Origin of the sequence: Ancylobacter terrae (genome assembly GCF_045108345.1) — a bacterium.
GTDB lineage: Bacteria > Pseudomonadota > Alphaproteobacteria > Rhizobiales > Xanthobacteraceae > Ancylobacter.
Map to the genome: position 1 here is coordinate 2,034,386 of NZ_JBJGXH010000001.1, position 25,125 is coordinate 2,059,510.

The following is a 25,125-nucleotide window of genomic DNA, read 5'->3' on the forward strand; positions in this document are numbered from 1 at the left end:
GTTCAGCCTCCGCCTCGCCGTTCATCGGACCAGCCTCAGTTCGGCGCCACCATGCGCTCGGACTTCGGGGGCAGGAACTGGTTGGTGAAAACCTTATCGGGGGTCGGCGCCACCGGCAGGCCAAAGGCGTCGGCCACATCCTTCACCGAACGCGCGAACCGCTCGGGGTCCACGTCGCCCATGCCGTTGGCCTTCACATAGGGGGTGAGAACGTTCATGGAAAGCGACATGTTGAGCCGCTCCAGCTCGAGCGCCTCGTTGATGAGCGGGTCACGCTTCCGGGCGGCCGCGATCCCGATCGCGGGATCGGCAGCGACGTCCTTCCAGGCCTTGGCGGTGCCCCTCAAAAAGCCCTTCACGACCTCCGGCTTGGCCGCGAATGCCGGCGAGACGATGATGCCGTTGCCGTACACATCCATTCCGGCGTCGGAGTAGGTGAAGGCGACGATGTCCTCCATCTTCACCCCCCTCGCCTTGAGATCGAGGATCGACGAGAAATAGTGGCCGGAGATGAAATCGACCGAGCCCTGAACGAGCGATTGTTCGCGCAGCTGCGGCGTCAGGTTCACGTGCTCGACGCTTTTGGGATCGATTCCGACCTTCTTGGCATAGGCCGGGAACAGCCGGAACGAGGCATCAAACACCGGCGCGCCGAGCTTCTTGCCCGCGAGGTCGGCCGGCTTGGCGATGCCGCTCTTCTTCAGCGCATAGACGCCAAAGGGCGGGAAATCATAGGCCATGAACACGCTCAGCACTTCCTTGCCGGGGTTCTTGGCGTTGTATTCGATCAGCGAGTTCACGTCGGCAAAGCCGATGTCGTAGGCGCCGGTAGCGACGCGCTGGACGGCACCCGCCGAGCCTTGGCCGGGATCCATCGTCACGTCGAGACCCTCGGCCTTGTAATAGCCCTTGTCGAGCGCCACGAGGAAAGGCGAAGTCGGCCCCTGGAACACCCAGTCCAGCGTGAACTTGACCGGAGTCTGCGCCCATGCCGCCGGAGAGCAGGTGGCGGCCAGAACGGCACCGGCGAATGCGGCGACCATCCACGCGCGATGCCCGTAGCGCCACGCCCCCCTTTTGCCCTGCAACGCTCCGCTCATCGTTCGATATCCCGCCTGCGACATTCCCTTACGTGGCGGCAGGCTAGGCAGTCGCGGGAAGGCGGTCAAGCGAAGCGAAGGCGCTATTTGCCCGAAATCGGAGCACGCCCAATGGATCAGCACGATCCGACCTACATTCCGCTAGCGCGCATGGAAACCGGCTCGGCTAAACTACCCGGATCGCGCGAACCGGATGGATTGGCGCTGAGCGTCATCCCCGCCGACGGGCCGACGCCGATCGCCCTGCGTGTCGGACCTATGCACAGGCGCTGCGCATCGCCGTCCATTCACGGCTTGCAATGCCGTTCGAAACCGGGTAGCTCACAGGCCATTCGCGGGGGCCACCCTGCGACGGCCCGCCAACAGCCTCTCTCGCGAGGGCATGGCGAGCACGACGGGCGCCCGTAGCTCAGCTGGATAGAGCACCAGACTACGAATCTGGGGGTCAGAGGTTCGAATCCTTTCGGGCGCGCCACTTTTCTAATTAGATATCAATATCTTGGGCGGGAGATGCCGCCTCACCATTCCGTCCCTTAGGGCGCATTGTCGCCACCGCGTCGCCACCGGCGCGCAAGCCCCGCCCCACCGGCCGGCTCGCCCCGTCCGCCTCGGACCGCGAGCTGTGCATCTCTGGCGTGACGGCCCGGCCATCCCTGCCTTGCGCGGGACCAGCCTCCAGAAGATCAAGGAGTGCACGGTCACCGTCGGCCTCTCGACGCAAAAGAAATGCCGGTGATCGTCACCACGGCGGCAGAACGAGGGCCCTCGCTCAGCGCGCCGTGGGAGAGACCACGGCGCTGCAGCGTCCGCTGCCGGACGAGATGTTCATGCGCGCCGATAGGCCACTGGCAACTTAGTTGCTACCGGGATTTATGTCGCACGGTCGCGGCCGCTTTTTACCCATTGGCGACGTTGGCGAGGCCCTTTTCGGATCGAGCTGCCCGCAGCTGAGCGGCTGACAACGGGACTTCAGGCCGCGCGACGGCCCCGAATCAGGCGCGTACTGAGGGTGATCGCCTCGATCAATTCGGCCTCGCTGCCGCCGGCGCTTAGGAACCCTTCGGCGGCGTCGCGGACACGAGGCGAAATTTCTCGCGTAGAAAGAAGAATATTAGCATATTCTTGAAGCGCGCTGGTGTCCGCCGTCTCCCGCTTCAACGCGCCGCTCTTCGCCTTGGAAACGGTGCTCTGCGTCAGCCCCAACGCAACAGCAATTTCCTTTTGAGTTGCAAGCTTGGCGCGAAACACCCGTTTCAGGTCTCGCGCCAGCTGTTCCAGGGCTGTTGCTGCCTCTTGCGCCATAATAGAATAATGGCATAATCAAACGCGAAGCGGAAGGGTCGTCGTGGCGAGGAGCCAAGCAGAGAGGGGACGGATATGGCTCCGACTACATCTACCGCCTACGTCGCCTTCGAGGAGTGGACCGGGCGACGTGACGTTCCGACGCTCGGGACCAATGCGGGTGCGGCTACTCTGCCGTTCCAAGGCTGGCGCCGCTTCAAGGAGGCGTTCGCCCCCGAGCTGGTGCGCCTGGCGATCGAAGAGACTGGCGCCGTCGAACGGGTGATCGACCCCTTCGGGGGCTCGGGCACGACAGCCTTGGCCGCCCAGTTCCTGGGCGTGCGCCCCTCGATGATTGAAGTTAATCCGTTTCTGGCGGATCTCATCGAGGCCAAAATCGCGCGCTACGAGATTAATGCCGTGGTGCGCGGCTTCACCCATGTCGTGGAGCTGGCGCATGGTAAGAACCGAGACCCGGCCGAGTTCCTGGCGAACGCGCCGCCGACCTTCGTCGAGCCGGGCGTCAATGACCGTTATCTCTTTTCGCAGGATGTCGCGGCGCGGTTCTTCGCCTATCGGGCCGCGATTGAAACCGTGGAAGATGCGCCGACGCGCCGCCTGCTGAGAGTGTTGCTCGGTGCCACGGCCGTGCCCGCCAGCAATGCGCTTGTCAGCGGCAAGGGGCGCCGGTACCGGCGCCAATGGAGGGAGACCCCCATCCAGCCGGGCGCGGTGGATGAGATGTTCGAGCAGGGCGTCCTGAGCGCCTTGTTTGACCTCCGGCGCTTTGAGGCTCGGCGGTGCCGTGACTACGAGGTGTTCCGTGGCGACGCCCGCGCGCTCCTCGCCGAAATCGAACCCGCCGACATGGCGATCTTCTCGCCGCCCTATCCTAACTCCTTTGACTACACTGATGTGTACAACATTGAACTTTGGATGATGGGGTATCTGAACGGCGCGGCTGAGAACCGCCAACTGCGGGAAGCTACGCTGCGCAGCCACGTGCAGATCAAGCGCGATCTCAGCGCGGCGGCGCCGGTGCCTGGGTCACTGCTTGAACGGACCATGGTGGCGATGGCGCAGGTTCAGGCCAGCCTTTGGAACCCAGACATCGCGCCGATGATCGCCGCCTATTTCGACGATATCGGAGCGATCTTGGCGGGCCTCTCGGCACGGCTGCGCGAACGCGGGCGGGTCTACATGGTGGTCGGTGACAGCCGGTATGCGGGCATCGACGTTCCGGTGGCCGCCATTCTCGCGGAACAGGCGCCAAGTCATGGTTTCGCGCTCGTGCGCGCCGAGCCGTTCCGCTCGATGCGAGCCTCGCCGCAGCAGGGGGGCGGCCACGAGCTTTCAGAGACGCTTCTCGTCCTCGCCCGCGTTTAGGCTGGCGGAAAGTAGCCGGCGTCCCGCGCCTGCTGCGCCGAGCCGAATAGAGGTGTCAGACGCATGTCGGGCGGCGGGCTGCAGGTCGGCAGCACCGCTTGCACTTCGGCATGCTGCCGCGGATCGGCAGCCTTGTCGGCACGCATGTCGTAGATCTCCAGGACCGCGCAGGTACAGCCGCGATTGGTGCGGAAGGCGTGCGCCTGCTGCACGCCCTTGGCCACGTCCCGAGCGTTGACGAGCGGGCCGACCTTGACGGGGGCGCCGCCCTTCTTGGAGTGCCGATACGATTTGACCACCTTCAACTCAACGACGCCCCAATAGGTGAGGCCACCGCTTGGATCGGACGGCGGGATCAACAGGCCGATGTCGATGCGACCGATCTCGGTCGGGATTTCACGATCGATGCGAAGCTGCCCCCGGAACCAGCCTGTGAGGAACGTCCGAAGCTGCGCCTGTAGAGAAACTTCAGGCGTCGACCCGGCGTGGTAGGATTCCGCATAACCCTTCCGCCAGAGCCCCTCAGGACAGTTATGCGGCGTCAAGACGTGCGATAAGTGGAAATTGTCGAGGGCCTCGAACAGCCCCTCGCGGGTGACCCGGGGCGGTTCGGTGCGGATCGGCTCCTGACGCGTCATCCCCTGCTGTGCGCCATTGGCCCGCTCGATCAGCAGCAGCGCGGTGCGGTAGACTAGGATCACTTGGCTGCCGCCGAAAGGGAGTCCGCTCAGCCACTCGATGATCTCGCCGGGATCCGAGGTCGGGAGGTCGGCCGACCAACCTTGGGAGGCGTTGCGGTCGAGTAGGAACACGCGGCCCATCAGCGGCTCGACCGTGCCGATCATGTCCGCCGATGGCTTTGAAGCCGTAAGTGCGCTCGCGGCCTGGCGGGGGTAGGCCGCGCGGACGAAGATCGAGATGCCGGCTTCGCCTTCGCCTGGCCATTCGCGGCGCGCGCGGTCCTCAATCAGGCTCTGCACCTGACCAAAGAAGAGCTCGCGATCGTCCGCCTCGACATCCGGCTGACCGACAAGCGTCCGCGTAACCGAGGCGAGGTCGGTGTCCGAGACGTCCGCGATCTGACCGCCGGTGTTAGCCGCCATGGATGCGGCGTCCGAGGTAGGTGGCGTAGAGGTAGAGCTTTTCGCCAGGCGACAAGTTGGCGCCCTGCGGCATAAAGCTCGAGAACCGCTCGGCGGTCTCAACGCTGCGGTTCGATCGCGCCGACGGCGTAATGTAAATCAGGTTCTCGTTGTCGATCTGGCGATCGGAATAGGTGACGTCCGATGTCGCCGCGCGGTCGATCTCGTCCTTGGGCAGGCGGGCTAGGGCGCCGGCCAGCTCGACCAAGAAGGCGTGGACCTTCACGTCCTGCGGATCGAGGGCCAGAGCTTCGCCCCGGGCGCCGAGGCGTCCCAGCAGGGTCTCCAAATGGGGCGAGCCGAAGCGCAGCCCGTAACTTGCCTCTATCCGTGCGCCTTCACGCGGACGCGGAACGTAGCGGATGTTCGTAACCTCAAGAAGTCCAGCCGCCACCAGACGATCCATCTCCCGTTGCAACTCGGGGAAGAAGGGGCCGTCGCTCGATTTAACGACCACTTGGTCGAACGCTGGTAGGCGCCAGACCGGGCTGAGCACGTCTGCGAGGAAGGCCAGAGCGTGGAGCCGGTCGGTCGAGAGGGGGGCCACTGCCGCGCGCTCCGCAGCGTCGAGCAGCAGCAGGACACGACCGCGTTGACGCAGGAGTTGAAGCTCCTCATCGCTTATTTGCGGTGTAGTTGTGTCTCGCTCCGCCATCACGCGCCCTTCAGCGCCTTGTCGAGCAGCGCCAGATAGCGGCCGTCTACATCGTCGAGTAGCGCCCGGTTCTTGGCGCTGAGGGTCAACAGGTTGACGGTGCGATCGTAGCGGCCGGGCAACTCCCCGCGATCCTTGACCGGACCGCCGAATAGCCAAGCGATCATGCCAGCGTTGGTCAGGTTGCTCGTGGCGACGAGGCGGTTTGAGCCCGTCGACGCGAACTCGTAGAGGGCCCGACCGACGCGCTCCATCGCCAATTCATCGAGGCTCGCCTCCGGTGTCTCCATCACCAAAGTGGACGCGCTACTCGCCTCGGCGGCCTCGAGGAGCGCGAAGCGGAAGGCGAGGTCGATGAGCTCGCGCTGGGATTCCGACACGTCGTTGGGGCCGCGACGCCGCGACATGCCGGGCCGCCCGGCGGACGTCATGTCGGCGTAGAAGGAGGGGACCTGGAACTGTTCCTCGGCCTGGGCGATGCCCGCGTCGATGTTGTCCCGCACGAGGACGGCATCTTCGGATAGCAGGCTGTGGGCGTAGCGCGCGAAGGCCTCCTCCAGGGTGCTCGTCTTCTCGACGGCGGCGTTCTGGACAAGTTGGAGGGCGTCGCGAAGCTCGCCGGCCCGCTCGGCGCGCCGCGCCCTGTGGCCCGCCAGCGTCTCTTCCATGGACTGAACCTGCAGCTCCAGGGCCTCGATTTCCTTGGTCGGGCGCGGCAGCTTGGCATCGAGGGTCCGCAACTCCGCCTCGAGGTCGGAAATTTCGGAGCTCATGGCTTTGATCTGCGCGAGAACATCGTCGTATTCGGCGTTGAGTGCCGTAAAGCGCCCCGAGAACGAGGCCTCTTCGGCCATGGCCTGCTGCGCCCGGTGCCGCAAGCGCTCGAGGCGAGAGGCCTCCACCTCGTGCGCAGCCACCACGTTGGCCTGCTCGGCAGGCGATGAATGGCAGACGGGGCAAACGCCCCCGGCCAACTCCGCCTCCATGTGCTTGCGGGCTGCTTCCGCATGTGCGCCGCAGACCAGGCAGTTGCCTTTCGCTAGCAGGGTCAGGATGGTAAGGAGGGCGGCGTCCTCGAGCTTGGGGAAGACCCGCGAAAGCGATTCGTACTTCAGCCGCTCGACGGCACGGGCGCTTTCCTCGCGCTCGATCTTCGCCCGTTCGTAGTCGAGCTGGACGGCCCGTCGTTCCGCTTGCACGGTCTCTCGCCTTTCGTCCAGGACTGAACGCCTTGCCTCGGCCGCGGCCAGCAGAGCTTGCTTGGATTTCACCGTCGCTCGAACCGCCGGCGCGGCCACCTGCGTGGCCTTTGCGTCCTCCAGGCGACGGCGCTGGGGCCCAAGCACTGAGTTAAGGTTCCGCGCGGCGCTGTCCGCGCTGCCGACTTGGCGTTCAAGATCGGAGATCCTGGCGGCGAGCGGCGGGGGCAGCAGGATCGCGCGCAGGAGCTGACGTTGGGCGTTGCGATCCCAAAGCGCGCCAGGCCTTCCTTCCGGAAAGAAGATTGTGTGATGCAGGACCAGGAGCACGTCGACGAACGACGACAGATCCATTAGCTCGCACATAGTTGACTGGTAGTGGGCCTCATCGACGACCGAGAGTGGCAGGCCATCCACCGTCGCCTCGAGAAGCTGCAGGTTCTGCAGCCGCCGATTGACGATGAGCTCACGGGTTCCAAACCGTGCCTTCAGGGTGGCGGTGGCGTCCTTCGCGTCGTCGGCGACGCGCTGGGCGAAGAACCGCAGGGCCTCACGCGACAGGCTGGCCGGCTTCTCCGGCAGGGTGGAGCCGACGTCTGGCCGCCCGGCGCTGGTAAGGTCATTGGGGCCGGTCAGCAGCCGCAGGAGAGTCATCAGAAGCGTGGTCTTGCCCAGGCCATTGATGCCCGCGATCAGCGTCACCCCGTTCTCCACGGGACGATCGATCCCGCCAGCCCCATCGAGGCCTGGGAAGAGGTCGAACCCTTGGATGTCAAACGCCGTCAGGAGCGGAAGCGTGGCGATTACAGCACGCTACTATAGCTGGTGTGCCTTGCGGTAGCCCACTGGGCGATTTCACACCGGCGGATAGCTAAGAAAGCTCCCGTTCAGGCCGGAGAAGGTCCGCACTGTAGGCAGCGGCGAACATCCACAAATGGCACAACCGTGACCTTCAGGCGGTAAGCAGCAACGTCCGCCTTGAGGAATCCGTTAATCCGACTTCTACGGCCAGAATGGGGCGCGAAGCGGACGTCACCTAAGGGGCTATTTAGAATCGCCAACGGCTCGGTCCCGCCGCTGACGACAGAACGGCGCCGCCAAGCGAGGTCTGATACCGCAATTGGCTAAGCGGCCGCCGGCCGATCGATCAGCATCAGCATCAGCATCGTATCCGGTAACGGCCTCTGCAGCGCCTTGGCCTCAGCCCATGCCGCGCAGCCAGGTTTCGCGCTCCTCGGCTGTCGTGAGGATCACCGGCATGACGAGTTCGCGCTCGCCATCCGCGCCGGTGTCGAGGGTGTTCTCGATCAGAACGTCGCCGGCTTCGAAGTCGATCAGGACATCGAAGACGTTGAACTCGAACTGGTGACGGGTCAGCTCCGGGCGTTGGGCGCGTTCCGCGATCTTTTCCAGGATGGCATGCGGAGCGTGCGGTCGTCCCTTAGCAGCGAAGCGAGAAGCGGCGGCGGCGTCGGCGATTTCCTCACCCGTCGTTCGATGCGTTGAGATCCTCGACGGGTCTGCCATCGTCGGCGGGACGCTGCTTCTTGAGGCGCACTCCGGGCCCCTCGCCATTCTCCTCGACGAAGATCACGCCCGCGGCTTCGAGGGCGCGCCTCAGGACATCAAGCGTCGCATTCCGAGGCTGCGAGGCGCCGGATTCGAGCTGGCGGACGGTCACCACGCCGACGCGGGCCGCGTCCGCAAGTTGCTGTTGTGACCAGTCGAGGAGTGCGCGAGCGGCGCGGCATTGGGCTGGCGTCATCATGCAAGTCAAATAGCACGGTCCATCGCCAATCACCAGAACCATCGAAAAACACTTGATCTATCCTTAAGCATCTATTAGCGTCGTAACTGTCGTTTTTCGACAGCTGGAGTGCCCATGCCGAACGCCCCTGTTCCGGCCAACGCCACCCGTTTGCCGCCCCGGTGCCGAGACAGATCGGCCCCGACGATTGCAGCCCGTTCCCTGATGCAGAGAGAGCGCCATGAAGCCGACACCTGACGCTTCACCTTCCGCCGACCCGCCGCCGCTGTTCTCCCATAAGGCCTTCGAGAGTGCCCGCCTCGCATGGGAGCGGAACTGGCTGGCGATGCACGATCCGGCTTCGACCGGCACGGAGCATGACCAGGCCGAACTGCCGCTCGCCGTCGCTGCGGTGACGGCTCCCGTCGCGACCATCGATGGCATCATCGACAAGCTGCAGATCATCCTGCGCTACGCAGGCCCCGGCGCCGGCATGCAGCCCGACTCGTATGAGCGCATCACGCTCATGGGTCTGCACATGGTGCTGATCGACCTCGAGGCCATCGAGCGCTAGCCGGCCCGTCACCACCACCACCGACCTGACAACGTCCGGCGCGCACCGCGCGACCGGCGAAGGAGGAGCCATGTCCGAGACGATGTTCGACCACCAGCCCGAGCTGCGGCTGCTGGAGGAGATGCCGCGCATTCCGCCCGGCTGCATGACCTTTCTCGTGCAGGACGAGGCGTTCGAACCTCACCTGCACCGCGGCGAGTTCGCCGTCGTGGACCTCGCCGACCATCGGCCGGCACCGGATGAGATGTTCCTGATCGGCTATCGCTCGCCGCTACTGGCGACCGACCTCGCCGTCCGGCTCTGCGTCGCCCGGCGGTCCCGCCACCGGCCGGACGCCCGTCCGTCGTGGTGGGCGGTGCACCAGATGCCCGACTCGCGGCGGGACGTGCCGTCGTGTTCAGAAGGCCCGCTCTCGGCGGACGGCCTCGCCTCGATGCTGATTGGCCGCGTCATCGGCGTGTTCGTCCCCAAGATCGGCGCGGATCGGGAGGTGGCCCATGGCTAGGCTCTCCCGCCGCAAATTACTCGCGGCTCTGCCGGTGATGACGCCGGCCGCCGTTGCAGCGCTCGCCGCGCGCATCTCCATCGCCGATGCGGAGCATCCTGACGCTGAGCTGGTCCGCCTCGGCGCGGCCTTCGACATCCAGCACGCCGCCTGGGTGCGCGCCCGTCTTGATGCCGACGAAACGCCCGGCTGCCCGTTCGACGATGAGGCCGCTGCCGACGCGTGTGACCGGATCGCGGAAGCGGTGCGGGGGCTGCCAGCCCAGACGCTCGCCGGGCTGCTCGTAAAGCTGCGCGTGCTGGCCTGGGACATCAGCCTCTCGGTCGACCTCGCGGGACCGCCAACCGACCTCGATTGGGCCCCGAAATGCTACCTCGCCATGGTGCGCGAGGTGGAGCGCATGGCGGCGATCGAGCAAGGCTGGCATGCGGCGGCGTGATCGGCGTAGTCCTTTGTCGCATCCTGCGCTGGCGACAATACACCCCACCCGTGCCGCCCGGTCGGCCGCACCAGCCCGCCCTTCCGAGTGCGGGCCGGTTCGTGCTGGGAGCAGTTCAGCCGCGGAGATCGCGACAGAGGGCCACGATGCCCGCATCATAAGCGGCGGGCTCAGAGAGGACGCCGACGCAGCGCAGCTTCCTTGCCGTCAGGTCGGAATCACTGGTGCCACGCGGCCCGGTTGCGACCGTACCGCCGCCGGAGTTGCCGCCGGGGCGGAACCCGCCGTTGCCGGGTCCGTTGCCGCCACCGGGCAGGCCGCCGCCAGGGCCGCCGCCACCGATGCTCACGTCGACATCCACCGCGGCGACCCCCGGTCCGCCGACATCCACGTCCGCCCGGGCCTTCAGGCCCTTGCGACCGCCGAGCCCGACGCGGGCATCCACATTGGCCACCTTGCCTTTGCCGAGCACGGTGGCGTCGGCCTTGGCCTTCAGGCCGTTGCGCCCGAAGGCCGAGGCACGAACATCCGCATCGACGAGCCCCTTGCGCCCGCCGACGACGGCATTGGCATCAGCCTTCGTCCCCTGCCGGCCGAGCACGGAGACGCCGACATCGGCAACGGAAACACCGCTGCGCGGCCGGTCGCGGCGATCGACATCGACCAGTTGGTGATGCGCCCCCTTCTTCTTGAGCAGGTTGACCTGTAGCGAGAGCAGGCTCTTGCTCGGCGGGGCGTTGCTCGCGCTGCTGCTGGCGCGGGCGCTGGATGAGGAGGGCGTCCCGGCGATCGAGCGGCCCGCGCCCTGCGTGGCGCCGGCAGTGGAGCCAGCGCCGGACACGCCGCCGACCGCGTCACCGACTCCGGAGACAGCATCGCGGGCCCCGGAGACGGCGCCGCCCACGGCATCGCCGACCGCCCCACCGAGACCGCCGACCGCGTCGCTCACCGAACGGCCGACGCCACCCAGGCCTCCTCCCAAACCTCCGCGATCTCCGCCGGGACGTTCGCGCGCATCCGCCACTGTCACCGTACTGGCCAGCAGAAGAGCCATAAGAGCTGTGCCGCGAAGATGCTTATGTCGATGTAACATCCTCTCGATATGCATGTTCGTCGCTCCTGTTAACGGGTGTCATCTGTGCCAATTGGCAGGGACACCCATGAAAAGCGAACGTTAAAGCGTATATTCAGTTCGACGCTCGTCATATTTACAGTAAAAATTGGGATACAATTTCGTCAGCAAATTTAATCAAACGCGAACGCTTAGTGAGTTCTCAGGATCCGATGACGCAGTTCAGGAGGTCGCGGACGCCATCACGCTCAACCAAGCGACCTTCGCGCACATGGACAGAGCGCCACGACAATGTTCGGCGCGATGCGCGCAAGATGCTGGCCGAGCTTCATGGCGATCACCGTCTCCTCAGTTTTGAGGGAACGGTTGATCGCCCCAATCCCAGTGGTGGCGCGCCGATCAGATCATCGGTTCGGCACCTTCCGAAGCGGGAAGCGCTCGTGGTGGTCTCGGGCAAACCCCGGCATTCCCCGCCGGGGTGTCACGCGAGCGACACCGAACGCCACTAGGACCGCTCGCAACGACGCGCCGCTCCGCCGCGCGCGCAACGCCCTCCTGAGAACCCGGAGCCGCCTATGCGATCGATCTTCCTCGCCACCGTGAGCCTCGCCCTGCTGTCGGGCGCGGCGCTCGCCGACACCGTCTACCCGCTGGATCGCGCCACGATCCTCGCGGGCTCGCCCTTCGACTTCAAGGTCGAGTTTTCTGGCGTGGTGAAGCCGGATGACGTGAAGGTCACGATCAACGGTGAGGACTACAAGACGACGCTCGGCAAGGAGGCCACCTTCGTCGCGAAGGAGACGGGCGTGGAGGCCTCGGCGCTGATCCTGCGCGGCGCCGCCATCGCCCGGCCGGGCACCTACAAGGTCGAGGTGAGCGCCGGCGGTCAGGGCAAGACCGTCACCTGGGATGTCTACGCCACCCCGGCAATGGCGAAGGCGAAGAACATCATCTTCTTTCTCGGCGACGGCCTCTCCGTGGCCCACCGCACCGGCGCCCGCCTGATGTCGAAGGGCATGAGCGAAGGCAAGGCCAATGGCCGCCTGAACCTCGACGACATCCCGCCGGTCGCCTTCGTCGGCACCTCCGCCACCAATGCGGTCGCCACCGACAGCGCAAACACCATGTCCGCCTACATGACCGGCCACAAGACCGCGGTGAACGCGCTCGGCGTCTATGCCGACCGCACCAAGGACACGCTCGACGACCCCCGGGTCGAGACCATTGCCGAGGCGTTGAAGCGCACGACCCGGAAATCCGTCGGCATCGTCTCCACCGCCGAGATCGAGGACGCGACCCCGGCGGCGCTGGTCGCCCATACCCGCGCCCGCGCCGAGAAGGCCGCCATCGTCGAGATGCTCTACGACGTCAAGCCGGAGATCATTCTCGGCGGCGGCTCCGCCTATTTCCTGCCCAAGGCCACCAACGGCTCGAAGCGCAAGGACGAGAAGGACTTCATCCAGCTGTTCAAGGACGCCGGCTACACGCTCGCGACCGACAAGGACGGCCTCACGGCGGCCAGCGGCACCAACACCGGCCGGATCCTCGGCCTGTTCCATCCCGGCAACCTGGATACGACGCTCGACCGCGAGTTCCTGAAGAAGGGAACCGTGCCGAAGTTTCCGAACCAGCCCGGCCTCGTGGAGATGACGAAGGCCGCGCTCGCCCAGCTCGCCAGGAATCCCGATGGATTCTTCCTGATGGTCGAGGGCGCATCGATCGACAAGATGAGCCATCCGATGGACTGGGAGCGGGCGCTCGTCGAGACCATCGAGCTCGACAAGGCGATCGGCGAGGCGGTTGCCTTCGCCAAAGCCAATCCCGACACCCTGATCGTGGTTACCGGCGACCATACCCACGGCGTGTCGATCATCGGCACCATCGACGATGACAAGCCCGGCACCGAGATGCGCGAGAAGGTGGGCACCTATGCCGACGCCGGTTTCCCGAACTACGAGGACAGGAACGGCGACGGCTATCCCGACCGCGTCGACGTGTCCCGCCGCCTCGCCATCTTCGCCAACAACTTCCCGGACTATTACGAGACCTTCCGCCCCAAGCTCGACGGCCCGTTCGTGCCGGCGATCAAGAACGAGAAGGGCGAGTACGTCGCCAACGAGGCCTATAAGGACGTTCCCGGCGCGGTGAGGCGCGAGGGCAACATCCCGCGCTCCGACGACACCGCCGTCCATGCCGTCGACGACGTCGTGCTGCAGGCGATCGGCCCGGGCGCGGAGCATTTCCGCGGCTACATGGAGCAGAGCGATATCTACCGCGTCCTCGTCGACGTGCTGGCCATCGCGCCGGCGAAGACCAACTGACACGACGACGCAGCGGGCGGGAAGGGCGAGGACCTGCCTCGCCCTTCTGCCGTTTCAGATAACCGATGCCGCCGCACCGGGCGTGCCGCCCCGGCCCCGCCGAACCACTTGGGCGATGGGGCGCGCCTGTCGGGAAACGGGCCGGCTCCCGACGGTCGCCGGAGGGGAGAAGCGGGGAGAATGCCGCATGATGCCAGTGACGCGCCGGGCGCTGCTGCCCACACTCCTCGCCGCGCTCGCGCTGCCGGCCACGACGCGCCTCGCCACCGCCTCGCCGACCGCGCTCGACTTCGACGAGCTATACGGCGCCATCAGCGTGCTCGGCCTCGAATTCTCCGGCAAGGTCAAGGAACTGGACGGGAAGCCGGTGGCCATGAAGGGCTTCATGGCCCCCCCGCTCAAAGCCGAATCGAATTTCTTCGTGCTGACCGAGATCCCCATGTCGATCTGCCCGTTCTGCTCGTCCGACGCGGACTGGCCCGACAACATCCTCGTCGTCTATCTCGACGCGAGGCAGACCTTCGTGCAGACGAACGGCGTCATCCGCGTCAGCGGCATCCTCGAGGTCGGCTCGTGGACCGATCCGGAGACCGGGTTCGTGAGCCGCCTGCGGCTGCGCGGCGCCAGCTTCGCGGCGGCCTGAGCGCCATGCCAGCGTCCATACCCGTGTCCATGCCCGCGCCCGCAACTCCCGTCGCGACCGGCGCACCGGCGCTCGCCGTCGAGGGTCTCGTCATCCGCTTTCCGGGGCTCCCCGATCCCGTCCTCGACATCCCCGCGCTGGCGATCGCGCCCGGCGAGCGGGTCGCCGTCACCGGACCGTCCGGCTCGGGCAAGAGCACGCTGGTCAATGCGCTCACAGGGCTGGCGAAGGTACGCGAGGGCCATGTGCGCTGGGAAAGCATCGACCTCGCGGCACTCGGCGAAGGGCGGCGTGATGACTGGCGCGCCCGCCATGTCGGGCTGGTGATGCAGGATTTCCACCTTTTCCCCGGCCTCAGCGCGATCGAGAACGTGCTGCTGCCCGTGCGGCTGCGTCGGGCCCTCGACGCGGATCTCCGCCGGCGGGCCGGCGATCTGCTCGCGCGCGTCGGCTTGGCGCGTCCGGGCCAGGCGGTGGAGACGCTCTCGCGCGGCGAGATGCAGCGCGTTGCAGTCGCCCGCGCCCTGCTGCGGCGACCCGGCATACTCGTCGCCGACGAACCCTCGGCGAGCCTCGACGCGGCGAGCGGGGCCGCCGTTGCCGAGCTGATCCTCGAACTCAGCCGCGAGGAAGGTGCAACGCTGATCGTCGTCAGCCATGACGAGCGTATCGTCGGCCGCCTGGAGCGCCGACTGCGCCTCATCCGCGGGCGCCTCGGCGATGCGGAAAGCGACGCGACATGATCGGCTTCGTGCTCGCCGATCTGCGCCGGCTGTGGGTCGGGGGCCTGTTCGTGGTGGTGTTGATCGCTCTGGCGACCGCACTGGGCGCCGCGGTCATTCTTCAGGAGCGCGCGCTGCGGCTGGGCAGCGCCCGGGCAGCGGATGCCTTCGACCTCGTGATCGGTGCGTCGGGCAGCGAGACCCAGCTCGTGCTCTCCACCGTGTTCCTCCAGCCCGCGCCGCTGCCGCTGCTTCCGGGCGCCGTCCTCTCCCGGCTCGCGGCAGATCCGCGCGTCGCCTTCGCCGCGCCGGTCGGCTTCGGCGACTTTTACGGCGACCACCCGATCATCGGCACCACCAACGCGCTCGCCACCTTCGGCGGCCGCTTTCCCCTTGCGGAGGGGCGCGGCTTCGAGCGGCTCGACGACGCCGTCGCCGGGGCGCGCTCCGGGCTCGCTCTCGGCGACACAGTCCATCCGATGCACGGGCATGCCGAGGAGGGTGGCCACGGCCACGAAGCCGTTGCCTATCGCGTGGTCGGACGCATGGCGCCGACCGGCACCCCCTGGGATCGCGCGATCCTCGTTCCGATCGAGGCGGTCTGGGCAGTACACCGGCCCGGCGCCGGCAATTGGCCGACGACGCCGGGCGCGGCGTCGCACGGGCGGATCGACCTGTCCGGCCCGGTCGGCATGGCGGACGCGGAAAATCCCGGCGTGCCGGCGATCCTGGTCAAGCCGAAGACCATCGCCGAAGCCTATCGCCTGCGCGGCGAATACCGCACCGGCCCGACCCTCGCGGTATTTCCCGGCGAGGTGCTCACCCGCCTCTATGCGACGCTCGGCGACGCGCGCACCGTGCTCGCCATCGTCGCCTATGGCGCGCAGGCCCTGGTCGGCGCGGCGATCGCCCTCGTCGCCGTGCTGCACGTCGCCCAGCGCCGGCGCCAGATCGGCGCGCTGCGCGCGATGGGGGCACCACGCCTGGCAGTGTTCGGCATCGTCTGGTGCGAACTGCTGGCGCTGGTCGGCGCGGGCATCCTCGCCGGTCTCGCCCTCGGCTACGGCGCCGCGCGGCTGATCTCCGGCGGGCTGGAGCGCAGCGGCGGCTTCAGCCTGCCGGTCGCCTACCAGAGCGCCGATGCGGGCTTCGTCGCGGCACTGCTCGCTGGCGCCGCCCTCATCGCGGCGGTGCCGGCGCTGCTCGCCTATCGCCTGCCGCCAGCCGAGGCCCTGCGGGTCTGAAGGCCCCCGTCACGCCGGACGACACCGCCGAGCCGCCCATCATCGTGAGGGTGTTGAAGGCGCGCACCGACTGCGCCACCCGGCCGAGCGCCCGCATGTTCGCCTGCTGCGAGATGCCACAGGTGCCCCGGATTCGGTCGCGCACGCCGGCCAGATCGATCATTGCCTGATCGTACTGCCTGCGCAGCGCGAGGCGCTCCTTCTCGCTGCCGGCGCCGCGCGCGAGCGCCGCATGCCACCGCCCCGACCACGCATGCCGATAAAGCAGCCTAGCGTCCCGGCAAAGACCGATCGATCGCCAGATCGTCGTACCAACTTTCACGGTGACCGCGGATCATATTCCCGAGCATATGGGCTGCGAGGAAACTGAAGGTTATGCCGTTGCCCCCATATCCGTAGGCGGCGAAAATATTGGGCTCCGTCGGCGTTTCACCGATCAGTGGAAGCCCATCGACGGTCTGTCCAAACGCCCCCGACCACATATAGTCTGCGACCAGTTCAGCCTCCGGGCGCAGCGATTTGAGCGTCCGAAGCAGCGCCTCTCGTTTTGCGGGCGTCAGCGCATCGCGTTCGTTCGGATCGATCACCTGATCATCGTCCTCGCCTCCGATGATGATGCGACCGTCAACCGTGGTCCGAGCATAGTGGTAGTCGTCCGACGCCTCCCAGATCAGCGCGCCATCGTGCCATAACGCGCCCGGCGGTTGCGGCGCGGTCGCCAATGCCCAACTCGAGGCGGTCGTATGCAGCTCTGACGTCAGGAATGCCGGCATAACGTACCCAGAAGCCAGCACCACATGCCTGGCTTCGATCTCACAGCCATTGTCGAGTCCGACCAGCGCGCCGCGGCTGAAACCCGAATAGGCGATGGCTTCGGCGTCATATATCGACGCGCCGTTCGCAAGCGCCGAGGCGATGAGGCCGTGGGTCAGCAGCAGGGGATCGGCTTCAGCCGACCCGGGCGAGACGATAGCGGCCTCCCTCTCGATATCGAACTCGCGTTTCAAGGTCAGATAGTCCAGGTAGACGCCGGGCAGATCCGCCCGATCACGCAGGGAGCTCTCCGCACGCAGATTAGCCGGATCAGCCTGTTCGACCGCCAGATAGAGAGATTGCCGGGCCCGAAAGGCACAGGCAATTCCGAGCTGTTGAACCAATGCTCGCAGGCCCGCGACGGCGCGAAAGCTCTGCCGGAAGATGTTGGCCGCCCGGTCGAAGCCGTAAAGGGCGGTCAGTTCGCCGAGCGAGCAATCGATCTCCCACTGGAGCATGGCCGTGCTGGCCGCCGTGCTGCCAAAGCCGACACGCTCACGATCGATCAGGCACACCTGCCGACCAAGCGCCGTCAAATGTTGCGCGACCAGCGCTCCGGTTATGCCACCGCCGACGACGAGCACGTCACATTTCAAGCTGTGATCGAGCGCCCTGCGTCGTGGCCTGGTGAAACCACTCTGCCACGGCGATTCACCACCGCGCAGATCCTTCTGTTCGGTCTTATTGGCGTCGAGCATGGCCAACCCGCCCCATGTGGCGACCCGAGAACAATTTCCGGAATCGCCGCACGACAACCCCGCGAACGCTCGTTGGTTCGCGCCAGAAGGACAACCGGCTGAAAGCTGGCATTGGGCCTCGCGTGATGTCTGGATACGAGCGCATCCATGGAAAAGAAAGTGCAGCCGATCCAGGATCGACGGCACGAAGGCGCAGGAAGGTCAGCCGAAAAATACCCATTCCGCCTACGAGGAGAGATAGCGCTGCCGTTCGCGAACAACATCGTCCGCCGAATAGCCGTTCCGCCTTCGTCGAAGCCGGTCCATCCGCCAGCACGACAATCACGTTGCCGGGCCGTCAGATCGACGTGGTTCTGCCCGTCGAGCAACGCCTGCGTTTCCGATGCGCGATAGTCGGGCCCGCGCGGTGGAACATTGGTTTCAGCGCGGCACACGCCTTCCGCATAGATGTGTGCCTGATCAGAAGGCACGCCTTCCGTGGTCATGGCGCCGACAATCCCACCCAGAGCGCCTCCCGTGGCGGCCCCGGCCGCCGCCCCGGCGACATCGCCGCATGGGCCGAAAAGCATATGGGGTCGGGCGGATAGCCGATCTCGCCCGGCAGGAGAAGCGGCCGCCGTCAGCGTCGTGCCGCGGGGCCGCTAAAGCGTCACCGTCCAAGGCAGCTGCAGCATGCCGATCCCGGCAGGCGTCCGGTCCGCGAAATGTCGCAACGCTCGGCGGTTCCGTTGCCGCACTGGACTTAGAGCCCTTCCCGTTCGGATCGACATCCGAACGGGAAGGGCTCTCGATTCAAAGAGCTGAAGCCATTCCTCTTCGATCAGATGAATCCGTCTGATCGGGAAATGCCCTAAAGCTGGATGGTAGCCGGGGGGAATGTCGACGCCGCCGCGAGATCGACGCCGGCCGGCTCCCGCTCCTCGCTCCACACCATAACCGCGTGTTCGGGCGACACCTCCCGGTACTGACGTACCGGCGGAACATAGTCCGGCGGCCAGATCGGGCTTTTCAGCTCCTGATCGACATTCCGGCGCTTTCTTTGACGCTGGCTGGGATCAGCGACCGGCACGGTGGCCAGCAGGCGCCGGGTATAGGGATGCTGCGGATTGCCGAAGATCGCTTCCCGCGCGCCGATTTCGACGATCTCGCCGAGATACATCACCGCGACGCGGTGGCTGAGGCGCTCCACCACGGCCATGTCGTGGGAAATGAACAGATAGGCGAGCCCCAGCCGCGCCTGCAGATCGAGCATGAGGTTGACGACCTGCGCCTTCACCGACACGTCGAGCGCCGAGACCGCCTCATCGGCCACGATCAGTTTCGGCTCGAGCGACAAGGCGCGCGCGATGCACACCCGTTGGCGCTGGCCGCCGGAAAATTCGTGCGGGTAACGCTTGGCCATGTCCGGGGTGAGGCCCACACGGCTCAACAGATCGGCGACGCGCTCGCGCGCTTGCGGCCGCGTCGCCATCCGGCTGATCAGCAGCGGCTCGGCGATCGCGTCGCCCACGGTCATGCGCGGATTGAGGGAGGCGAAGGGATCCTGGAAGATCATCTGCATCCGCTTGCGCTGTTCGCGCAGCGCGGTGGGGCCGAGCCCCAGCACATCGACCCCGTCGAGCAGCACCGACCCCGCGCACGGCTCGATCAGGCGCATCACCGAGCGGCCGGTGGTGGACTTACCGCAGCCGGATTCGCCGACCAGCGCCAGGGTTTCCCCGGCACGCACGCTGAACGAGACGTTCTCCACCGCGTGGACGCGCCCGATCACGGAGGACAGCAGCCCGCCGCGCATCTCGAAGCGGGTGGTGAGGCCGCTGACCTCGAGCAAAGGCCGCTCGCCCGGCTGCACCGTATCCGGCACCTCGGAGGGGTCGTCGCTCTTTCCGGTGGTGCGATCGACGACCGGGAAGCGCATCGGGCGCGCCCGGCCGGTCATCGAACCGAGCCGCGGAACCGCCGACAGCAACGCCCTGGTGTAGGGCTTGCGCGGATTGGCGAACATCTCGGCGGTCGGGGCGACCTCGACCTGCTCGCCATTGTACATCACCACGGTGCGGTCGGCGATTTCGGCCACCACCCCCATATCGTGGGTGATGAACAGGACCGACATCTCCTCCTCGTCCTGCAATTCCTTGATGAGGTCGAGGATCTGCGCCTGGATGGTCACGTCGAGAGCGGTGGTCGGCTCATCGGCGATCAGCAGCTTCGGCTTGCAGGCCAGCGCCATGGCGATCATCACGCGTTGGCGCATGCCGCCGGAGAACCGGTGCGGATATTCGTGAAAGCGCGACTTCGCCGTGGGAATGCGCACGCGTTCGAGCAGGCGCACCGTCTCCGCCTCGGCCTGGTTGCGCGACAGGCCGCGGTGCAGGATCAGTGCCTCGGCGATCTGGAATCCGACGGTCAGCACCGGGTTGAGCGAGGTCATCGGCTCCTGGAAGATCATGGCGATCTCATTGCCGCGAATATGGCGCATCGCGGCGTCCGGCAGCGTCAGCAGTTCGCGGCCGGCGAGCGTGATGGAGCCTTCCGTCCGGCACGAATCGGCCGGATTGAGACGCATGATCGACAGCGCGGTCACGCTCTTGCCGGAGCCGGATTCCCCGACCACCGCTACCGTTTCCCGCGCCCCGATGTCGAACGACACGCCCTTGATCACCCGCTGCCACTGTCCCTCGACCCGGAACGAGGTTTCAAGGTTCCGGATCGACAGAACCGGCGTGATCTGCGCGTCGGTGCTCATACGGATATCGCCTCCATGACGAAACAGGACGGGGCCGCCGTCGCCCACGTCATTCCGCGGCGCGCGACCGGACGTCGGCAAGGCTACGAAGATGGGCGTCCACCTCGTCCAGCTTCATCACGTCCACATATTTGTGGTGGAGGTCGAAGAGGTTGGACTTATGGACGAATTCGGAGCGATCGAACGTGCATTCCTCGACGATCGAGACGTGGAAGCCGTTCGAATAGGCATCGACCGTGCTTGCCCTGACGCAGCCCGACGTCGCTTCCCCGCACACGATCAGGCTCTCGATGCCCAGCAGATTGAGGTGGGAGAGGAACGGCGTGCCCTGGAACACGCTGGCGCGCTGCTTGTAGATGACGACGTCACCCGGCTGCGGTGCGAATTCCGGGTAGATCGCATAGTCCTCCGCCGTCTGCGGCGGCAGCGGCCGGTGGGTCGAGAAGGCGCCGGGCGGGCGGTTATGGGGCCGCACATCCTGCGTGCAGTAGAACACCTGCAGCCCGGCGGCCCGCGCCGACGCGATCAGCCGCTTGGTCGGGGCGATGGCCTGGTGCGCGAACACCCCGCAGCTGTTCGGATGGGTCTTGTCGAGTTCGTAGGGCGAGCCGCTGCCGCCGCGATAGGCGAGCGCATACAGGTCGATGACCAGAAGCGCCGGCCGAGGTCCGACATAGGTCTCCCGCGCATAGGGTGCATAGAGCGCGATGTCCTGCGCCGGGATCAGGTCCTTCCAGCAATGGTCTTCGAATTGGTCGATCGTGGCCATGTACACATATCCAGTTCAAGGAAGCGAAGGGGTCACCGGGACCCGCCCGAGCGGCGCAGCTTCGGGTCGAGATTGTCGCGCAGGACGTCGCCGATCATGTTGATCGACAGGACGGTGAGGAAAATGGCGAGCCCGGGGAAGATGGCGATCCACCAGGCCGTGCTCACATAGGCGCGCCCGTCCGCCAGCATGCCGCCCCATGTCGGAATGGAGGGCGGCACGCCGAGGCCGAGGAAGGACAGGCTGGCTTCGGCGATGATCGAGGTCGCCATCGCGAAGGTGCCGACGATCAGCACGGACTGAAGCATGTTCGGCAGCAGATGCCGCAGCAGGATGTGCGTGTGCGTCGCCCCGATCGAGCGGGCCACGGTGACGTAGTCGCGCTCCTTGAGCGACAGGGTGTTCGCGCGCGTGAGCCGGCAGAACGGAATCCAGCGCTGCGCCGCCAGCGCGGCGATCAATATCGGCAGGTCCTGGCCGAGGAAGGCGACGACCGAGATGGCGAGAAGAAGCGGGGGAAACGCCCAGACCACTTCCACGCCCTTCTGGATGGCGAAATCGGTCCGGCCGCCGGCATAGCCCGAGATCATGCCCAGCGCAGTGCCGACTATGCCCGACAGCAATACGACGCAGACCGCGATGATCAGCGAGGTGCGTGCGCCGATGATTACCCGCGAGAGAATGTCCCGCCCGATATGGTCGGTTCCGAAGAGATGCCCGCTCCATGACGGGGCCATCAGGGCGGCACTGAGATTTTGCTGCTGCGGGTTATAGGGCGCGAGCAGCGGACCGAAGAGCCCGCACACGATCACGAGGCCGACGCCGGTGAATCCGATCAGGGCCTTGGTGCGCAGCCAGGGGCGCAGGCGCCGCCATGCCGATTGAAACCGCGGGGCGGACACGGCCATTACCCTGCGCTCAGCGGCCAACGCCGATTCGGGGGTCGATGAGGCCATAAAGCACATCCATCAGCAGGTTCACGACGACGAACAGGGTCGTATAGACAAGAACGACACCGGTAATGAGCGGATAGTCCCGGGCACTGATGCCCTGGAGCAGCAGGTTTCCGATCCCCGGCCAGGCAAAGACCGTCTCGACGATGATCGAGCCGGACAGGAGCGCACCGAATTCGAGGCCGACCACGGTCACAACGGTGACGAGGGCGTTGCGCAGCCCGTGCCGCCAGATCACCCGCCCCTCGTCGAGGCCCTTGGCCCTTGCCGTCTTGATGTAGTCTTCGCCCAGCACGTCGAGCATCGCCGATCGCGTCACCCGCATCACGATGCCGACCATGTTGAAACCGAGGACGAAGGCCGGCAGCGCGAGATGGGCGAGAGCATCGCGCAGCGCGGCCGGGTTGCCCGCGAGGACCGCGTCGAGGGTGGCGAACCCGGTGATCGGGTCCGCGCCCATGCCGAGCGTCTCGCGACCGCTGGAGGGCAGAAGGCCGAGATAGCCGGACACGAACAGGATCACCACCAGCGCGAGCCAGAAGTTCGGCATGCTGATGCCGATGAACCCGATCGCCGAGCCGCCATTGTCGATCCAGCCATTGGGCCGGCGCGCGGCCCACATGCCGAGCGGAATCGCCAGAACGATCGCGAAGACCGACGCGAAGAGCGCGAGTTCGAGCGTGGCGGGAAAGCGTTCGGCGATCAGCCGGGTGACCGGCTCGCCATACTTGAAGCTGTCGCCAAAATCGAGCGTCGCGGCCGAGCGGGCAAATTGCAGGAACTGGATCAGCGGCGGCTGGTCCAGACCCCAGCGCTGGCGCGCAGCCTCGACCTCCGCCGGACTGGCCTGGTCGCTGATCAGCATGGCTGCCGGATCGCCGGGGGAGGCCTGCAGCAGCATGAACACGCAGAACGCGATCAGGACCAGGACCGGAATCGTTCCGACCACACGCTTCAGAAGATAAGCGGCCATCGCGCGCTCCTCCTAAGCCGCCACGTCACCTCCCCGCCTGGAGATTGATGGCCCAGCCGAAGGCATCGCCGGTCGGCGTCGGCTCGAAGTCGATATTCTTGGCGGCGCCCCACGCCATCTGATGCCGCCAGAGGAAGGCCGCGGGCGCCTCCTCCACGATCAGCGACATGGCCTGGCGCAGCAGAGCGTCGCGCTCGGCGGGGTCGAAGGACTGGCGCTCGGCGCGCAGCGCAGCGTCGACCTCGGGGTTGGAGAAGCCGATGCGCGGCGAGCCGCCGGTCTCGAAATACTGCTGGAGCGCGACGCTCGGGTCGGTCATCGTTCCACGGCCCATATAGTAGAACGGGATGTTCCCCTTCTGCACATCGGCCCACAGGGTGCTCCATTCAGGGGTCTTCAGATTGACCTTGAACCCGGCGGCTTCGAGCATCTGCGCGATGGCCTCGCAGATCTGGCGATCCGACACGTAACGGCCCACCGTCGCGTAGAAGTCGACCGCGACGCCATCGGGATAGCCCGCCTGCTTGAGCAGCTCGCGCGCTTTTTGCGGGTCGAAGGGATAGCGCGCCGGGGAGGGCGCATAGCCCACCTGGCCGGGGCCGATCGGCATATCGAGGCGGGTGGCGCGGCCTTGCAGCACATATTTGATGATCGCGTCGCGATCGATCGCGTAGGCCACGGCCTGGCGCACCTCCTTCTTGTCGAAGGGCGGCGAAGGACGCATCGCGACGAACATCATCTCGACCGGATCCACCCAGATGACCTTGGTGCCGGGGTTGTTCTCGATCCGGTCCACCAGCTGCGGCGGCAGGAACTGCGCGATCTGCACTTCACCGTTGAGCAGCGCCGTGGCCCGCTGCTCGGGCTCCTTGATCACCCGGTAGACGAGTTCGTCGGGATTGCTGGCCGAGATCAGCGGATGATCGGGTTTCTTCTCCAGCATCACGTAATTGTCGATGGCGAGCCGCTTGAGCTTGTAGGGTCCGGCGCCATAGGGCTGTTCCCTGTCGGCGTCGCGCCCATGCGCGTCCCATTGCGCCTTCGACGTCACCACGACCTGGGTGAGGTAGTCGGGCAGGGTGGCGAGCGGCGCCTTAGTCTTGATGACCACGCTGTCATCGCCGCGGGCCTCTATGCTGGCGATCTGCGAGACGCGATACGCCTGCCGGCTCTGCGGATCGGTCCGCATGCGCTCGACGCTGTGGACGAAATCCGCGGGAACGACGGGTTCCCCGTTCTCGCGCTTCAGGCCGGGCTTCAGCTTGAAGACCCAGGTCTGCGGGTCCTCTGTGGTCCAGGATTCGAACAGGTCGGAGGTGTAGGCCTGCTTCTTCGGGTCGTAGCGCATCATGCAGCCATAGACCTGGCACCACACCGAGTTCATCAGCGCCACGCTGTCGCCATAGGGATTGTACCCGGCGATGGTCTCGGTCACCGCGACGGAGACGCGTGTCGCCGCCATGACGGAGGTGGACCCCAGCAGTGCGCCCATCAGGGCGGCGCATCCGGTGAGAACGCTGGAGAATCTGGCTGCCTGTGCCATCGAACCCTCTTCTCGTTATGCGGTCTAACCGTCGAATTGGGTCCGATCCGCTCGCCATTCCTCCAAGAGCCCCTGGCTCAGTCGATTATTCAGGCATGAACAATAATTCACCGATCAATTCATACAAATTTATAATTGCGATGAGTTATTCGCATCTGGCGATTAATGGTAGGCGAGGAAGGGCAATCGACGCGCCGGTGGGAAGGTATCTTCGTGCCATCGTGGTCCCCGGCGCCGTGGGCTTCTCGAACGCCAATCGCGTCGCGGCGCGGGATAGAGCCGCGTGTTGCCGCTGGACCTCGATCTCTGAACGGCTAATCTCGCGGCGCCTTCGCTCCGCAATTCGCACCAAGGCATTCCCAGAACGCTCCATGCGGCGGCGGTCCAACGGACACGAATACTCTCGTGCCCTCTCCGCATTCGCTGCATTGCCGTGAGAACCGCATCGGTGCTTGAACTCTAGACCGATCCTGAGGCGGTGGCGATTGCGCCTGCACCCCTGACGATTCCGGTGCTGATGCCGTCGGAAGCGGCGATGCCGAGACTCTCCGGGAGAAGGCAGCAGCCGCTATCCCGGTGCACACGCCAACGAGGATGCTG

At 66.1% G+C, this 25,125-nt stretch carries 22 protein-coding genes and 1 tRNA gene; 9 read left to right on the forward strand and 14 right to left on the reverse strand.

The features are described from left to right. Positions 1-35: 35 nt before the first annotated feature. Positions 36-1,100, reverse strand: coding sequence for an ABC transporter substrate-binding protein (locus tag ACEUEL_RS09695; protein WP_405704307.1), 1,065 nt, complete (start codon positions 1,098-1,100; stop codon positions 36-38). A gap of 398 nt (positions 1,101-1,498) precedes the next feature. Here ACEUEL_RS09695 and ACEUEL_RS09700 point away from each other — a divergent pair. Beyond that, positions 1,499-1,575: transfer RNA gene (locus tag ACEUEL_RS09700), tRNA-Arg, on the forward strand. Positions 1,576-2,069: 494 nt separating this feature from the next. Here ACEUEL_RS09700 and ACEUEL_RS09705 read toward each other — a convergent pair. Next, positions 2,070-2,402 (reverse strand): hypothetical protein, encoded by a 333-nt coding sequence (locus tag ACEUEL_RS09705; protein WP_405704308.1) that lies wholly within the window; start codon positions 2,400-2,402, stop codon positions 2,070-2,072. A 75-nt stretch (positions 2,403-2,477) separates the two neighbouring features. Here ACEUEL_RS09705 and ACEUEL_RS09710 point away from each other — a divergent pair, with 75 nt between their 5' ends. Next, positions 2,478-3,767: a hypothetical protein gene (locus ACEUEL_RS09710; RefSeq protein ID WP_405704309.1), complete on the forward strand. Its 1,290-nt coding sequence runs from the start codon at positions 2,478-2,480 to the stop codon at positions 3,765-3,767. On the opposite strand, the gene ACEUEL_RS09715 is transcribed toward ACEUEL_RS09710, so the two are convergent. From ACEUEL_RS09715 to ACEUEL_RS09735, 5 genes are all read right to left on the reverse strand, one after another. Further along, positions 3,764-4,870: a hypothetical protein gene (locus tag ACEUEL_RS09715; protein ID WP_405704310.1), complete on the reverse strand. Its 1,107-nt coding sequence runs from the start codon at positions 4,868-4,870 to the stop codon at positions 3,764-3,766. The two genes, ACEUEL_RS09710 and ACEUEL_RS09715, sit on opposite strands and share 4 nt — an antisense overlap. After that, a complete protein-coding gene (locus tag ACEUEL_RS09720; RefSeq protein ID WP_405704312.1) occupies positions 4,860-5,564 on the reverse strand; it encodes a hypothetical protein in 705 nt (234 codons plus the stop codon). The genes ACEUEL_RS09715 and ACEUEL_RS09720 overlap by 11 nt, the downstream gene beginning before the upstream one ends. Next, positions 5,564-7,465, reverse strand: a complete 1,902-nt coding sequence (locus ACEUEL_RS09725) for a coiled-coil domain-containing protein (protein ID WP_405704313.1) — start codon at positions 7,463-7,465, stop codon at positions 5,564-5,566. Before ACEUEL_RS09725 ends, ACEUEL_RS09720 begins: the two co-directional genes overlap by 1 nt. A gap of 498 nt (positions 7,466-7,963) precedes the next feature. Next, positions 7,964-8,290, reverse strand: a complete 327-nt coding sequence (locus ACEUEL_RS09730) for a hypothetical protein (RefSeq protein ID WP_405704315.1) — start codon at positions 8,288-8,290, stop codon at positions 7,964-7,966. Beyond that, positions 8,247-8,531 (reverse strand): helix-turn-helix domain-containing protein, encoded by a 285-nt coding sequence (locus ACEUEL_RS09735; protein ID WP_405704317.1) that lies wholly within the window; start codon positions 8,529-8,531, stop codon positions 8,247-8,249. The genes ACEUEL_RS09730 and ACEUEL_RS09735 overlap by 44 nt, the downstream gene beginning before the upstream one ends. A gap of 220 nt (positions 8,532-8,751) precedes the next feature. Between ACEUEL_RS09735 and ACEUEL_RS09740 the strand changes: the two genes are divergently transcribed. The 3 genes from ACEUEL_RS09740 to ACEUEL_RS09750 all read left to right on the forward strand — a co-directional run bounded on the left by ACEUEL_RS09740 (position 8,752) and on the right by ACEUEL_RS09750 (position 10,028). After that, positions 8,752-9,084 (forward strand): hypothetical protein, encoded by a 333-nt coding sequence (locus tag ACEUEL_RS09740; RefSeq protein ID WP_405704319.1) that lies wholly within the window; start codon positions 8,752-8,754, stop codon positions 9,082-9,084. Between the two features lie 70 nt (positions 9,085-9,154). Next, positions 9,155-9,589: a hypothetical protein gene (locus ACEUEL_RS09745; RefSeq protein ID WP_405704320.1), complete on the forward strand. Its 435-nt coding sequence runs from the start codon at positions 9,155-9,157 to the stop codon at positions 9,587-9,589. Further along, a complete protein-coding gene (locus ACEUEL_RS09750; RefSeq protein WP_405704322.1) occupies positions 9,582-10,028 on the forward strand; it encodes a hypothetical protein in 447 nt (148 codons plus the stop codon). Before ACEUEL_RS09745 ends, ACEUEL_RS09750 begins: the two co-directional genes overlap by 8 nt. A 115-nt stretch (positions 10,029-10,143) precedes the next feature. Here the strand turns inward: ACEUEL_RS09750 and ACEUEL_RS09755 are convergent, their stop codons facing one another. Continuing rightward, positions 10,144-11,082 (reverse strand): hypothetical protein, encoded by a 939-nt coding sequence (locus ACEUEL_RS09755; RefSeq protein WP_405704324.1) that lies wholly within the window; start codon positions 11,080-11,082, stop codon positions 10,144-10,146. 593 nt (positions 11,083-11,675) lie between these two features. Here ACEUEL_RS09755 and ACEUEL_RS09760 point away from each other — a divergent pair. From ACEUEL_RS09760 to ACEUEL_RS09775, 4 genes are all read left to right on the forward strand, one after another. After that, positions 11,676-13,421: an alkaline phosphatase gene (locus ACEUEL_RS09760; RefSeq protein WP_405704326.1), complete on the forward strand. Its 1,746-nt coding sequence runs from the start codon at positions 11,676-11,678 to the stop codon at positions 13,419-13,421. Between the two features lie 187 nt (positions 13,422-13,608). Beyond that, positions 13,609-14,064 (forward strand): hypothetical protein, encoded by a 456-nt coding sequence (locus ACEUEL_RS09765; protein WP_405704328.1) that lies wholly within the window; start codon positions 13,609-13,611, stop codon positions 14,062-14,064. Between the two features lie 29 nt (positions 14,065-14,093). After that, positions 14,094-14,807, forward strand: coding sequence for an ABC transporter ATP-binding protein (locus ACEUEL_RS09770; RefSeq protein ID WP_405704330.1), 714 nt, complete (start codon positions 14,094-14,096; stop codon positions 14,805-14,807). After that, a complete protein-coding gene (locus tag ACEUEL_RS09775; RefSeq protein ID WP_405704331.1) occupies positions 14,804-16,030 on the forward strand; it encodes an ABC transporter permease in 1,227 nt (408 codons plus the stop codon). Before ACEUEL_RS09770 ends, ACEUEL_RS09775 begins: the two co-directional genes overlap by 4 nt. Positions 16,031-16,299: 269 nt before the next feature. Here ACEUEL_RS09775 and ACEUEL_RS09780 read toward each other — a convergent pair whose 3' ends face one another. The 6 genes from ACEUEL_RS09780 to ACEUEL_RS09805 all read right to left on the reverse strand — a co-directional run bounded on the left by ACEUEL_RS09780 (position 16,300) and on the right by ACEUEL_RS09805 (position 24,474). Beyond that, positions 16,300-17,541 (reverse strand): NAD(P)/FAD-dependent oxidoreductase, encoded by a 1,242-nt coding sequence (locus ACEUEL_RS09780; protein WP_405704333.1) that lies wholly within the window; start codon positions 17,539-17,541, stop codon positions 16,300-16,302. 850 nt (positions 17,542-18,391) lie between these two features. Then, the gene (locus tag ACEUEL_RS09785; RefSeq protein WP_405704335.1) at positions 18,392-20,287 is read right to left on the reverse strand and encodes an ABC transporter ATP-binding protein; all 1,896 of its coding nucleotides are present in this window, start codon (positions 20,285-20,287) and stop codon (positions 18,392-18,394) included. Positions 20,288-20,336: 49 nt separating this feature from the next. Next, positions 20,337-21,056: a cysteine hydrolase family protein gene (locus ACEUEL_RS09790; protein ID WP_405704336.1), complete on the reverse strand. Its 720-nt coding sequence runs from the start codon at positions 21,054-21,056 to the stop codon at positions 20,337-20,339. Positions 21,057-21,088: 32 nt separating this feature from the next. Next, positions 21,089-21,964 (reverse strand): ABC transporter permease, encoded by an 876-nt coding sequence (locus ACEUEL_RS09795; RefSeq protein ID WP_405704338.1) that lies wholly within the window; start codon positions 21,962-21,964, stop codon positions 21,089-21,091. Between the two features lie 10 nt (positions 21,965-21,974). After that, positions 21,975-22,982: an ABC transporter permease gene (locus tag ACEUEL_RS09800; RefSeq protein ID WP_405704340.1), complete on the reverse strand. Its 1,008-nt coding sequence runs from the start codon at positions 22,980-22,982 to the stop codon at positions 21,975-21,977. A gap of 25 nt (positions 22,983-23,007) precedes the next feature. Next, positions 23,008-24,474: an ABC transporter substrate-binding protein gene (locus tag ACEUEL_RS09805; RefSeq protein ID WP_405704342.1), complete on the reverse strand. Its 1,467-nt coding sequence runs from the start codon at positions 24,472-24,474 to the stop codon at positions 23,008-23,010. Positions 24,475-25,125: the final 651 nt, after the last annotated feature.